At 62.3% G+C, this 12632-nt stretch carries 14 protein-coding genes; 8 read left to right on the top strand and 6 right to left on the bottom strand.

Annotated elements, in window-relative coordinates:
* Positions 1-65: 65 nt before the first annotated feature.
* Positions 66-548, top strand: coding sequence for an acyl-CoA thioesterase (locus tag ACM6IP_RS06850; protein WP_095165001.1), 483 nt, complete (start codon positions 66-68; stop codon positions 546-548).
* Positions 549-552: 4 nt separating this feature from the next.
* On the opposite strand, the gene pdxY is transcribed toward ACM6IP_RS06850, so the two are convergent.
* Positions 553-1425, bottom strand: coding sequence for a pyridoxal kinase PdxY (gene pdxY / locus ACM6IP_RS06845; protein ID WP_095165003.1), 873 nt, complete (start codon positions 1423-1425; stop codon positions 553-555).
* A gap of 115 nt (positions 1426-1540) precedes the next feature.
* On the opposite strand from pdxY, the gene ACM6IP_RS06840 reads away from it, so the two are divergent.
* On the top strand, positions 1541-1939 hold the full coding sequence (locus ACM6IP_RS06840) for a DUF3301 domain-containing protein (RefSeq protein WP_095165005.1): 399 nt from the start codon (positions 1541-1543) through the stop codon (positions 1937-1939).
* A gap of 4 nt (positions 1940-1943) precedes the next feature.
* On the opposite strand, the gene ACM6IP_RS06835 is transcribed toward ACM6IP_RS06840, so the two are convergent.
* From ACM6IP_RS06835 to zigA, 3 genes are all read right to left on the bottom strand, one after another.
* The gene (locus ACM6IP_RS06835) at positions 1944-2915 is read right to left on the bottom strand and encodes a CobW family GTP-binding protein (RefSeq protein WP_159998938.1); all 972 of its coding nucleotides are present in this window, start codon (positions 2913-2915) and stop codon (positions 1944-1946) included.
* A gap of 88 nt (positions 2916-3003) precedes the next feature.
* Positions 3004-3648, bottom strand: coding sequence for a DUF1826 domain-containing protein (locus tag ACM6IP_RS06830; RefSeq protein ID WP_414861197.1), 645 nt, complete (start codon positions 3646-3648; stop codon positions 3004-3006).
* Positions 3645-4853: a zinc metallochaperone GTPase ZigA gene (gene zigA, locus ACM6IP_RS06825; RefSeq protein WP_414861196.1), complete on the bottom strand. Its 1209-nt coding sequence runs from the start codon at positions 4851-4853 to the stop codon at positions 3645-3647. The genes ACM6IP_RS06830 and zigA overlap by 4 nt, the downstream gene beginning before the upstream one ends.
* 153 nt (positions 4854-5006) lie before the next feature.
* Between zigA and ACM6IP_RS06820 the strand changes: the two genes are divergently transcribed.
* From ACM6IP_RS06820 to ACM6IP_RS06800, 5 genes are all read left to right on the top strand, one after another.
* Positions 5007-5384, top strand: coding sequence for a glutamine synthetase (locus ACM6IP_RS06820; protein WP_414861195.1), 378 nt, complete (start codon positions 5007-5009; stop codon positions 5382-5384).
* A gap of 90 nt (positions 5385-5474) precedes the next feature.
* Positions 5475-6371 (top strand): GTP cyclohydrolase FolE2, encoded by an 897-nt coding sequence (folE2, locus tag ACM6IP_RS06815; protein ID WP_401127116.1) that lies wholly within the window; start codon positions 5475-5477, stop codon positions 6369-6371.
* On the top strand, positions 6368-6928 hold the full coding sequence (locus tag ACM6IP_RS06810; RefSeq protein ID WP_095165013.1) for a carbonate dehydratase: 561 nt from the start codon (positions 6368-6370) through the stop codon (positions 6926-6928). Before folE2 ends, ACM6IP_RS06810 begins: the two co-directional genes overlap by 4 nt.
* 2 nt (positions 6929-6930) lie before the next feature.
* The gene (locus ACM6IP_RS06805) at positions 6931-8268 is read left to right on the top strand and encodes a dihydroorotase (protein ID WP_414861194.1); all 1338 of its coding nucleotides are present in this window, start codon (positions 6931-6933) and stop codon (positions 8266-8268) included.
* Between the two features lie 37 nt (positions 8269-8305).
* Entirely contained in the window at positions 8306-9205 is a 900-nt protein-coding gene (locus ACM6IP_RS06800; RefSeq protein ID WP_414861193.1) for a His/Gly/Thr/Pro-type tRNA ligase C-terminal domain-containing protein, read from the top strand.
* Here the strand turns inward: ACM6IP_RS06800 and ACM6IP_RS06795 are convergent.
* On the bottom strand, positions 9202-9723 hold the full coding sequence (locus ACM6IP_RS06795; protein ID WP_095165019.1) for a DUF3617 domain-containing protein: 522 nt from the start codon (positions 9721-9723) through the stop codon (positions 9202-9204). The genes ACM6IP_RS06800 and ACM6IP_RS06795 overlap by 4 nt on opposite strands.
* A gap of 131 nt (positions 9724-9854) precedes the next feature.
* Here ACM6IP_RS06795 and cls point away from each other — a divergent pair, with 131 nt between their 5' ends.
* Complete coding sequence (gene cls, locus ACM6IP_RS06790; RefSeq protein WP_414861192.1) at positions 9855-11294, top strand: cardiolipin synthase; 1440 nt, start codon at positions 9855-9857, stop codon at positions 11292-11294.
* Here the strand turns inward: cls and cfaB are convergent.
* Positions 11291-12478, bottom strand: a complete 1188-nt coding sequence (gene cfaB / locus ACM6IP_RS06785) for a C17 cyclopropane fatty acid synthase CfaB (protein WP_401127122.1) — start codon at positions 12476-12478, stop codon at positions 11291-11293. The genes cls and cfaB overlap by 4 nt on opposite strands.
* Between the last annotated feature and the right edge of the window lie 154 nt (positions 12479-12632).

The following is a 12632-nucleotide window of genomic DNA, read 5'->3' as shown; positions in this document are numbered from 1 at the left end:
GAAAAACAGCTCAAGTGCCCGCAGAGGTACGCCCCTGAATCCCTGCCTAGAACCGTGAGTGTGCTATGGAACCCGGAAATGCCCAGCTGTCGATGACAGTACTGATGACCCCCGACATGGCCAACTTTTCTGGCAATGTCCACGGCGGTACCCTGCTCAAGTACCTCGACGAAGTAGCCTACGCGTGCGCCAGCCGTTATGCCGGCCGGTACGTGGTGACCCTGTCGGTGGACCAGGTGATTTTCCGCGAACCGATTCACGTCGGTGAGCTGGTGACATTCCTGGCGTCGGTCAACTACACCGGCAACACCTCGATGGAGGTGGGCATCAAGGTGGTGACCGAAAACATCCGCGAGCGCTCGGTGCGCCACACCAACAGTTGCTTCTTCACCATGGTGGCGGTCGACGACCAGCGCAAGCCCGCGGCGGTGCCACCGCTGCAACCGCAGAACAGCGAAGACCGCCGCCGCTACATCCAGGGCAAACAGCGGCGCCAGGTCCGCCAGGAGCTGGAAAAGCGCTACCAGGAAATCAAGGCCGACGTCTGAGCAATCAGAGGCTGATCGCAGTGGCTTCGAACTTCACCCGCGGATGGGCGATGCGGTCCTGGGCCCGGACCAGCTCCAGCTCGTAGCTGGCGCAGGCCTGGGTTTCCAGCAGCACTTCATGCACCGCCGCTGCGGCAAACTCGAACGCGGCCACCAGGCTGTCGCCCATTAGCACCCGCGCCAGGAACAACCCCGACGTCAGGTCGCCCACGCCCACCGGCTGGCGCGGGAACGCCAACAGCGGACGACGCAGGTGCCAGCTGCCTTCGGCGGTCACCAGCAGCATTTCGAAGCCGTCCGCCAGCTTGCCGGGATAATCCAGGTGCTTGACCAGTACCGCCTTGGGGCCACGCGCCAACAAAGCGCGGGCCATGCCCAGGCAATCGAACAGCGACTGCGGCTTGCGCCCGGAGAAGCTGTCGAGCTCCAGTTGGTTCGGGCACATGAAATCAGCCACGGCCGCCGCTTCGTTGAGCAGGAAGTCGCTGACTTCGGCGGGCACGATGCAACCCTTCTCGGCATGGCCCATGACCGGATCGCAGAGGTACAGCGCCTGTGGGTTGGTCGCCTTGATCCGCGCCACGCCACTGAGGATCGCCCGCCCCTGCGCCGCGCTGCCCAGGTAACCCGACAGCACTGCGTCGCAATTGCCCAGCTCGCCGATGGCGGCAATCCCTTCCACCAGCGCAGGAATCTGCTGGGGCGCCAACACCTCGCCGGCCCACTGGCCGTATTGCGTGTGGTTGGAGAACTGCACCGTGTTCAGCGGCCAGACGTTCACCCCAACCCGCTGCATCGGGAAAACCGCGGCGCTGTTGCCAGCATGACCAAAAACCACGTGGGACTGGATGGCGAGCAGATGCGGTGTACGTTTCATGCGGGATTTCCGTAAAACGATTGAAATTCGAGCCGCGCAGTATGCGACTAAACGCAGCCTGTACGACAGGCCAATGTCGCAGTTAAGCTGGTGCCAATTAGTTGGAGTGCGTTTGATGCTGACCCTGGGAAATATCTTCGTGCTGATGCTGCTGGCGACCGGTGCAGCATGGCTGTGGCACAACCACGGCTTGCGCGAGCGAGCGCTGGAACGGGTCAAGCGCCACTGCGCCAAACTCGACATCGAACTGCTCGACGGCAACGTGGCGCTGAAGAAAATCGCGTTCGTCAAAGATGCCAACGGCCGGCGCCGCCTGGCGCGGATCTACAATTTTGAGTTCACCGTCACCGGCGAAACCCGGCATGCCGGTACCATCACCCAGTTCGGCCAGCACAGCGCACAGATCGAGCTCGCGCCCTACCCGATGCCCTATGATGAAAAACCGGCGATGCCAAGCGCCGAAGTGATCGAGCTGAGCCAGTGGCGCCAGGATCACAGCAAGCAGCGTCCCTAAGGCCTCAAGCCAGCGTCACCCGGCAAGCGGCCAGGGCCTGTTGCAGTTCATCCACCGCTTGCGGCGCCTCGAAGATCAATTCCAGGCGTGAATCCTGGCGCCACTCACTGGCCCGCCAATCCAGCGCCGCGTTCTCCAGGGCATTGGCGGATATCCAGCCTTCGGCGCTGTGGATAACCAGTTTGGCCCGACGCCAGGTGAGGCCCTGCAGCCAAGCGGCAAGGCGCTGGCGATCGAATACCTGGCTCGAGTGCCAGCGCCAACCGATGCTCCACCCCCCTTCCTGCTGCTGACTCAAACAGATTGGCGAGGCCGGGTCGGTCCAGATCAATGGAGCGGGCGCCACGCCCCTGGCGGCAGTAAAGTTATCCACAAGCGCTTGGGCCTGGCTTTGCCCGCCTGGCAGCTCGCGCAATGGCAACCGACCGTGCTCGGTCCAGATCAGCGGGCACTGGGGCAACAACCCGCTAATTCGTTGCCGTTGGTCCGCAGCCAGGTGCTCGGCCTTGTTCAGCAGCAACAGCCCGGCGCTGGGCAGCGCTTGTTGTTGCGCGGCGGGCAATGGCTTGCCGGCCGCCAGCGCCTGGGCGTCGAGCACCATCACGCTCGGCTGGAGCGCCAGCACCCCTTGCCAGGGAGCCTCGCTCAATTGCCGGAGCAACTGTGCCGGATGGCCGAGACCCGAAGGTTCGATGAACAGGCGATCGGGACGTGAGCGGCGCAGCAACCGACCCAGGCCGATCTGGAAAGGTGCGCCATTCACGCAGCACAGGCAGCCGCCGGCCACTTCTCCCAGCGCAATGCCATCTGCGCCGGTGGTCAACAGTGCGGCGTCGAGGCCGATCTGACCGAACTCGTTGATCAGTACCGCCCAACGTTCGTGCGCCGGCCGCTGCGCCAGCAAGTGACGAATCAGACTGGTCTTGCCGGCGCCCAGGGGGCCGGCAATCACGTGGGTAGGGATGTTCTGCAACAGGCTTGGCGATTTCACGGCGGAGAGCGGCATCACAGGAAGATCATCGCAATATGCCTGAGCGCCGGCCGATTCACTATCGCCACCTGACTCACGCCAGCCAGTCCAGCGTCAGGATCAGGCGGCGCTCTCCCGCCGCCAGGGCCGGCGAACGGTGGATCAGGCCCGCGCCTTCGTTGCCCTGCCACTTCTCCCCCTTGAGCAACGCCACTTCACCACCGAGCATCTGTTGGCACTGCCCAGGCTCGGCTTGCGGATTGCCCAGGAGCTGACGCTCGATCATGCCCTCTTCCAGCCACTGGCTACCGACCCCCGCGTAGGTGGTGATCAGCCGCACTGGCACATGGTCGACGTGAAAACGAGGACACATGGCTTTATCCAGGGTGCGCACCCGCACCCCGATCCGCCGTGCCCCGAGCAGGCAGGCAAAAGCACTGATCAGCCAGGCAACATCGGCGATAAATCCCTCATAGCCCTGCAGATCACTGCAACAAGCCGCCAGGCTGCGCAGGTCGGGTTGCGCCTCGTCATTGGCCAACTCGACCACCAGCGATTCGGCCAACGGCTGGTTCAGCGATAACAACAGCGTGGCGAAATCGACGATATGCAATGGCAACCGACGCTGCCACAGCGCCAGGTTGGTGCCGTCCTCAAGGATCCGGGTGAACACTTCGGGGGTCTGGCCAATGGCCTGGCGGACCAACGGCCGGGCCTGGAGCGCAGGCGCCCGGCTCATGCCGCCTCCTCGTCGAACCAGGGACCGAAGGGATCGACCAGCGAGCGCCACCTCTCCACGCCCATGGCCATTTCGTCAGCGCTGAGCAGGCAGTCATCCAGCTCTGCAGTGAGCTGGGCAAAGTCGATGTTCTGCCCGATGAACACCAGCTCCTGGCGACAATCGCCGGTGCCAGGCAGCCAATTTTGCATGATCGCCGCGGTGCTTTCCTGATCGTCCGGCCACTGCTCTTTCGGTACAAAACGCCACCAACGCCCAGCAAAACCGTGGCGCATCAAGCCGCCGGCCTGGGACCAGCTGCCGGCATCCTGGTGCTTGCTGGCCAGCCAGAAAAAGCCCTTGGAGCGCAGCAGTTTGCCGTTCACCCAGGGCCGGTCGATAAAGCTGAAAAAACGCTGGGGATGAAACGGCCGGCGAGCCCGGTAAGCCGTTGAGGCGATGCCGTACTCGGTGGTTTCCGGCACATGCTCGCCGCGCAACTCCTGGAGCCAGCCCGGCGCCTGGGCCGCCTTGGCAAAATCGAAACGCCCGGTATTGAGGATCTGCCGCAACGGCACCTCGCCCATGACCATGGGGATGATCTGCGCCTGGGCGTTCAGGCGCTTGAGGATGGCGATCAACTCCTCCCGTTCGGCACTGCTGATTAGGTCAATCTTGCTGATCAGCAGCACATCGGCGAACTCAATCTGCTCGATCAGCAGATCGGTGATCGAACGCTCATCGTCCTCGCCCAGGGTCTGCCCGCGGGAGGCGAGGCTTTCGGCGGCCTGGTAATCAAGCAGGAAGTTCATCCCGTCGACCACCGTGACCATGGTGTCGAGCCGCGCGATGTCGGCCAGGCTCTGCCCCTGCTCATCACGGAAGGTGAAAGTCTCCGCCACCGGCAACGGTTCGGAAATCCCGGTGGACTCGATCAGCAGGTAATCGAAGCGACCGTCCCGGGCCAGTTTGCTGACTTCTTCCAGCAAGTCCTCACGCAGGGTGCAGCAAATGCAGCCGTTGCTCATCTCCACCAGTTTTTCTTCGGCGCGGTTCAGGCTGACATCGCGCTGCACCTCGCTGCCGTCGATGTTGATTTCGCTCATGTCGTTGACGATCACCGCGACCCGCAGATGCTCGCGGTTGCGCAGGACATAATTGAGCAGGGTGCTTTTTCCGGCGCCGAGAAAGCCGGAGAGCACGGTAACGGGAAGGCGATTGGGCATCAGGTAGTCCTCTGGGCAGCAGGCGTCACGGGAGATCACAGATCAGGCAAGACGCAAATGTTATAGTATAACAATGCAAATAAGCCAATCCGTGCTTGTCGCCCGCGACGAAGGGCGCAATCCTTGGCCCTGCCACCTGCACGAGAAACCCCTATGCCCTACGTCCTGAAATGCACCTTGTTCGGCCTTTTGCTGCTGTTCGCGGCCGATGCCTGGGCGCAACTACCGGGGCTGGCTACCTGTACCCGCAGCGCCACCCTGCTGGCCTGCGTCGACCCGCAAGGCAACGCCTACAGCGTCGCCACGGCGGGCAATACCACCTACATGCGCGGCTTTGAACAAAACGGCAAACGGTACTGGGCGCAAACCACCAGCCGTTACGGCCAGCTTACGTTCTTCACTGGCCTGGCATCCGATGGCGAGGCCTGGGTCGGCTACAGCCGGCGTGTTGGCTGGACCACCCTCAACCGGTTTTCCAGTTCAGGGGGAGCCAGCGCCCGCTTCACCTGCAGCCGCCTGACGGGCTGTTGAGGGCAATAGGGGACATGGCTTGAAAAAGCTGTCGTCGATTTTATTGTTATAATATAACATTCGAAATCATCTCCTACGACGGACCCGCTCATGAATGCGCTGACTCTGCCGGATATCGCCGCGCAGGCCGCACGCCAATCCTTGCCCCTGGACTGGGTGGGCATGTGCGGCATTGCTCTTCCTGTTCTATTCGACGACCAGCGCCTGAATGCCAAAGCCGATGCCGGCGTCAGCCTCGATGACGCGCAAGCCCGTGGCATACATATGTCGCGCCTGTACCTGGCACTGGCCATGCTGGAGCAGGAGAACCTGACACCCGCGCTCCTGCGCCGCGTACTGCAAGATTTTCTCGACAGCCATCAAGGCCTGGCGACCTCTGCTTACCTGCGTATTCACAGCGATGTCCTGCTGCAGCGCTCAGCCTTGGTCAGCCCATTGGCCGGCTGGAAAAGTTACCCGATCAGCCTCGATGCGCGCCTGCAAGGGGCGGTGTTCCACGTGGAACTGCGTGTCGATGTCAGTTACTCCTCCACCTGCCCCTGCTCCGCGGCGCTGTCCAGGCAACTGATTCAGCAGCAGTTCGTCGATGACTTTGCCAACACACCTTTGCAGCATGCCGAAGTGCTGGCTTGGCTTGGTTCCACCCGCGGCATAGTCGCCACCCCCCACAGTCAGCGCAGCACGGCCCAGTTGTGCTTGCACCTGGACGGGACGCTCGACGATCTGCCGCTGATCGCCGCCATCAACCACGCCGAAGCCGCCCTGGGCACCGCGGTACAAACCGCAGTCAAGCGCGCGGACGAGCAGGCCTTCGCCCTGGCCAACGGGCAAAACCTGATGTTCTGCGAGGACGCTGCACGCCGCCTGCACCTGGCGCTGCAACGCTTCCCGGGGCTGCAGGCGTTCGATGTGCGCGTGGTCCACGCCGAAAGCCTGCACGCCCATGATGCAGTCGCCGAAAGTCACTGGCGCCGGGAGCAACCATGATCCGCAAGAATCCCTCCGGCGACTTGCCGCGCATTGCCGAGTCCGCCTACGTCGATAAAACCGCAATCATCTGCGGCAAGGTGGTAATCGGCGAGAACGTGTTCGTCGGCCCCTACGCGGTGATTCGGGCCGACGAAGTCGATGAGTCGGGCCAGATGCAACCGATCACCATCGGCGCCAATTCGAATATCCAGGACGGCGTGGTCATCCACTCCAAATCCGGTGCGGCGGTGACCATCGGCGAGTTCAGTTCCATCGCCCACCGCTCCATCGTCCACGGTCCCTGCACCGTCGGTAATCGGGTGTTCATCGGTTTCAACAGCGTGCTGTTCAACTGTGCGGTCGCCGACGGTTGTGTCGTGCGGCACAACTCGGTGGTCGATGGCCGCGACTTGCCCAGGGATTTCTATGTGCCCTCCACCACTCGCATCGGCCCCCACACCGACCTGTCCCAGTTCCCGCCGGTCAGCGTCAGCGCCTCGGAGTTTTCCGAAGATGTGGCACGCACCAACGTCGATCTGGTGCGAGGCTACAAAGCCTTGCAGAACGAGTTTTGAGCATGGCCAGTGTGCTGATTCGCAATGCGCGACTGGTCAACGAAGGACGAGTATTCGATGCCGATCTGCTGGTGGATCATGGGCGCATCGTGAAAATTGCCAGCAGCATCGACGGCGAAAACGCTGCGGTGCAAATCGACGCCAACGGCCAATGGCTGCTGCCGGGGATGATCGACGACCAGGTGCATTTCCGTGACCCGGGGGCGCCGGAAAAAGGCAGCTTCTACAGCGAGTCGCGCGCTGCGGTGGCCGGTGGCATTACCAGTTTCATGGACATGCCCAACACCCATCCGGCGACCTTGACCCTGTCAGCGCTGGCCGATAAAAAACGCCGGGCGGCGATGCATTCGGTGGCCAACTACGGCTTCCACTTCGGCGTCAGCAACGACAACCTGGACACCGTCGCGGCGCTCAACCCCAGTGAGGTGGCAGGGGTCAAAGTGTTCATGGGCGCGTCCACCGGTAACATGCTGGTGGATGACCCGCGCGTTCTGGAACGGCTGTTTGCCGAGGTGCCGACCTTGCTCCTGGCCCATTGCGAACACAGCCCCAGCATCCGCCTCAACGAGAGCGAATTCGCCGAACGTTACGGCGACAGTGTGCCCGCCAGCGCCCACCCGCTGATTCGTGATGCCGAGGCGTGCTTTCGGTCATCCTCCCTGGCCGTCGACCTGGCCAAGCGGTTTGGCACTCGCCTGCACGTCCTGCACCTGACCACCGCCCGCGAACTGGCGCTGTTCGATGACCGGCCCCTGGCGCAGAAACACATCAGCGCCGAGGTCTGCCTGCATCACTTGTTGTTCGATGATCGTGACTATCCACGCCTGGGCAACCTGATCAAGTGCAACCCGGCCATCAAGACCCAGGCTGACCGCGATGCGTTGCGCCGGGCCCTGCTAAGTCACCGCCTGGATGTCATCGGCAGCGACCATGCGCCGCATACCTGGGCGCAGAAACAGCTGCCTTATCCACAGGCACCCGCCGGCTTGCCACTGGTGCAACACGCCCTCCCCGCGCTGTTGGAACTGGTGGCCGACGGCCTGATTCCGCTGCCGACGCTGGTGGCGAAAACCAGCCATCGGGTAGCGGACCTGTTTGCGATTCCCGATCGCGGTTACCTGCGCGAAGGATACTGGGCCGACCTGGTGCTGATCCGCCCCGAACCTGGGGGCAAGGCGGTCGACCAGCAGCCGATTCTCGCGCAATGCGCCTGGACGCCGTTTGCCGGACGGCAGTTTCGCCACAGCGTCAGCACTACTCTGGTCTCGGGACAAATCGCCTGGCACGCCGAAAGTATTAATGACGGCTGCCAGGGTTTACCTTTACGGTTCATGCGTTGAATCCGGTTTTGCGTAAAACTGCCGGGGGTCACTGAGCATGCTGAAAATCACCTTGGCCGATGGGACCGTGCGCGAGTACGACCAGGCGCTCTCAGTATCGGAGCTGGCCTCGAGCATAGGCCCGGGGCTAGCGAAAGCAGCGGTCGCCGGACGGGTGAACGGCCTGCTGGTGGACTGCGCGTTCATGATCCGCCAGGACGCCCGCGTCAGCCTCATCACCGCCCGCGAACCGCAAGGCCTGGAGATTCTACGGCGCTCCTGCGCACTGCTGCTGGGCATGGCGCTCAAGCAACTGCATGCCAAGGCCGAGCTGGTTGCCGCAGCGCCAGTCGGTGATGGTTTCTACTGTGATTTCACTCTGGCGCGAGCCTTGGGCCCTGAAGATCTGCAACGGATCGAGACCCGGATGATCGCGCTGGCCGCCGCCAACCATTCACTGCATTACGTGCTGGCGAGCTACTGGTCGATGGACGGCACCGCGCTGGCCGCAGGCCCCTATGTGCCCACCACCCGGGTGATGAACGCGTTTGCCCTGAGCCACTTGAGTGGCAAGGGAACGCAACGCATCTATGGCGTGTGCTGGACCGACCAGCAGGAGTTGCAGGCGTGGCAAGCCACCCCGCAACTGGTCGTCATCAACATCGATGAACGCCAGATCGACTACAGCCAAGCGCTGACCGACACCCTGCGCCGCGCCGGGGTGCACGCTCACTCGGACCTGCGCAACGAGCATATCGTCAGCAAGATCCGCCAGCATCGATCGCAGGGCGTGGAGTATGTGCTGGTGATTGGGCAACGGGAGATGGAGGGCGGTTTTGTCAGCCTGCGCGCCGGCTTTGGAGACGACCTGGGCAGGATGAGTGTGCAGGCTGTGTGCGAATACTTACTGAAGGTTAGTGACGGGCGGCATTGCGCCGCCCCACAGCAAAGCGCTTAAGCCCGCGGCTTGACGGTGCCGCAATCCTGTCCCAGCCACACCGCACGGGTGTCCATGCTGCCCTGTTGCTGGATGCCGGTGGCATTGAAGGTGCCATTGACCTTGGTATTGAACTCGCGGTCGCTGAGGAAGGTGGCAACACCGGAACCCTGGGCTTTCGGGCAACTGAAGCGAAACTTCCACTGGTTAGCGCTGCGGTCGGTGATCTCTTGCTTGCAGCCCGACTGCGCATCCTGCAGCGGAATATCGTCGGTTTTCACTTGCTCGGGTGTCAGGCAAACGCGGATGCCCTTGCCGCCCATGTTGATCCCCTGTTTCTCCAGGGCGGCCTTTTGTGCCGGGGTCATCTGGTTACCCAACTGCCCGAGGATCAATTGCAGGTCCGGCAGATTCTGGTTGTCGACCTTCATGTTGCTGGAGGTCAATTCCCACAGACCCGGTTGCAGCATCTGCGCCTGAGCGGCCACAGGAAGTGACAAGCCAACAGCCATGGCCAAACCCAGCAGACGTACGTTCATTGAGTAACTCCTAGTCAGTAATGGCCGTTAGACGTCGCCAATCTACTTCGGTTGCATGGCGAATTAAATAGCGACATTCATCGAAGAACATGGTCTGTTACGCATTGAATTCTCCGGAGCAAGGTTGCCCCATGGATTTTTTTGGCCCCCATCTTTTTGCCTACCTGATCACGCTCATTCACTCCCTGGGCACGATGGCCGCAGTCCACGCCGTGCTGACCGTCAGGACCGCCCAAGGCTCGATTGCCTGGGCCCTGTCGTTGATCTTCATTCCCTACCTGACCCTCATTCCCTACCTGGTGTTCGGACGCAGCACCTTCGATGCGTACATCAAGGCTCGGCGCCAGGCCAACGAAGAGATGCGCAAGGCCATCGCTGACCTGAACTGGCGCCCCTGGGTCGAGGAAGCGCTGACGGCCCGTGCCTCCAATGCCTACGACTCGCTGCGCGCCATGCCGAAGCTGGGGCGCATGCCGTGCCTGGCGAACAATCAACTGCGCCTGCTGATCAACGGCCAGGCCACCTTCGACGCCATCTTCGAAGCCATCGAGCAGGCCCGGGAAGCGGTGCTGATCCAGTTCTTCATTGTCCATGACGACCAACTCGGGCGGCGCCTGCAAAGCCTGCTGATCAAAAAAGCCGCGCAAGGGGTCGCGGTCTACCTGCTGTATGACCGCATCGGCAGCCACTCCCTGCCCCACCGCTACGTGCAGGCCCTGCGCGACGCCGGTGTCCAGGTCAAAGCGTTTGCCACCCGCAGCGGCTGGCTCAATCGGTTCCAGGTGAACTTTCGCAACCATCGCAAGATCGTGGTGGTCGACGGCCGGCAAGGCTTCGTCGGTGGGCACAACGTCGGCGACGAATACCTGGGCGCCAAGCCCCCGCTCTCGCCATGGCGCGACACCCACGTGGCGGTCAGCGGCCCGGTGGTGGCCTGCATGCAGGAATCGTTCGCCGAAGACTGGTTCTGGGCGGCGCGCGAACTGCCGCCATTGATCCTGCCACAGAGCTATCCCGACGACGGCGTGCTGTGCCAGTTGTTGGCCAGCGGCCCGGCAGACCCCTACGAAACCTGCTCGTTGTTCTTCGTCGAAGCGATTCATGCCGCCACGCAGCGTGTGTGGATCACCAGCCCGTACTTCATCCCCGATGAAGCGGTATTTGCCGCGCTGCGCCTGGCGGTCCTGCGTGGCGTCGATGTGCGGTTGCTGCTGCCGTCGCGACCGGATCACCGCATCGTCTATGCCGCCTCCAGCCTGTATGCCTTTGAAGCCGTACGGGCCGGGGTCCGGGTGTTCCGTTATCAACCGGGGTTCCTGCATCAGAAGGTAGTGCTGGTCGACAGCGAAATCAGCGCCATCGGCAGCGCCAACCTGGACAACCGTTCGTTCCGGCTGAATTTCGAGGTGATGTTGTTGACCGTCGACAGCGCCTTTGCCGGCGAAGTCGAACAGATGCTCAACGCCGACTTCGCCCTGTCCCACGAGATCAACGAGGACGAAGGCCGGGAGACCCACCGCCTCAGGCAGCTCGGTATGCGGGTCGCCCGCCTGATTTCGCCGATTCTCTAGGGCGTGTAGATATCGTCCCGGGTCCAGGGCAGCTCGTGGCTGCCATCGGCATGGGCCTTGACCGCCAGGATCTGGTGCAGGTTGATCCAGCCCCGCGCGAACGCGTAGGCGCAGCCTGCCAGGTACAGCCGCCAGATCCGCAGCGCTTGCTCCGGCACCTCTTTGGCCGCAGCTTCAAGGTTGTCTTCCAGGCGCTCGCTCCAGTGATCCAGAGTGCGCGCGTAGTGCAGGCGCAAGCTTTCGACATCGACTATTTCCAGGCCCACCTCGCTGATCTCGGCCGAGATCATCGACAGATGGGGTAGCTCGCCATTGGGGAACACATAACGCTCGATGAACTCGCCGGCGCCTCGCCCCACTGGCCGACCATCGATATGTTTGGCGGTAATCCCGTGGTTCATCACCAGGCCGCCTTCGCGGACCGCACCAAATAAAGTCTGGCAGTACTGCGCCAGGTTGGCGTGGCCGACGTGTTCGAACATGCCGACGCTTACCACCTTGTCGAATCGGCCATCCTGCGGCAGGTCGCGATAGTCGAGCAGTTGCAACTCCACCAGATCCTCCAGCCCTTCGTCGATGACCCGCTGCCGGGCCAACGCCAGTTGCTCTTTGCTCAGGGTGACGCCGAACACCCTGACCCCGAATTCCCGCGCCGCATACCGCGCCAACCCGCCCCAGCCGCAGCCGACATCCAGCAAGTATTCACCCGGCTGCAGCCGCAGCTTGCGGCACAGGTGGCGGAATTTGGCTTGCTGGGCCTGCTCCAGGGATTCACTGCCGGTTTCGAAATAGGCACAGGAATAGGCCATGTCGCTGTCCAGCCACAGCTGGTAGAAGGCATTCGACAGGTCGTAGTGGTAGGAGATCGCCGCCGCATCGGTGGCCTTGTCATGCACGCTGCGAACCGGCTGGTCGTCATCGTCTTCGTTGAGCAGGGCCTGGCTCCACTCATCACACACCCGGATCACGTCGCTGATCGAACCTTCGAGTTCGAGCTTGCCCTCGACGAAGGCCGCGCCCAACAGGTCCAGGCTGGGGTGGGTAAATTGCGCGACCATTTGCGGGTCCTTGACCACAATCGTGACACTGGGCGCAGGGCCCAGGTTAAATTCGTGGCCGTCCCAGAGTCGCAAGCGAAGTGGCAGTTGCAGATTCTGTAAGGCCGGTGGAAGTTGCGCGAGCATGAAAATTCCCCTTGTTTCAGACGTCTGAAATGAGGGTAGACCATAGTAGAAAATTAGCTGGCTATCGAATCAGACAGCTGCGCAGGCACGCCCTCACTGCGGTTGACTGTCATTTCTGGTTTCAGTTCGATAAAGCCGATTGTTCACAATTTGT

Source organism: Pseudomonas sp. IT-P176 (assembly GCF_949767245.1).
Lineage (GTDB): Bacteria > Pseudomonadota > Gammaproteobacteria > Pseudomonadales > Pseudomonadaceae > Aquipseudomonas.
Note: the sequence above shows the minus strand (reverse complement) of the source record. Positions and strands in the feature narration are given on the sequence as shown.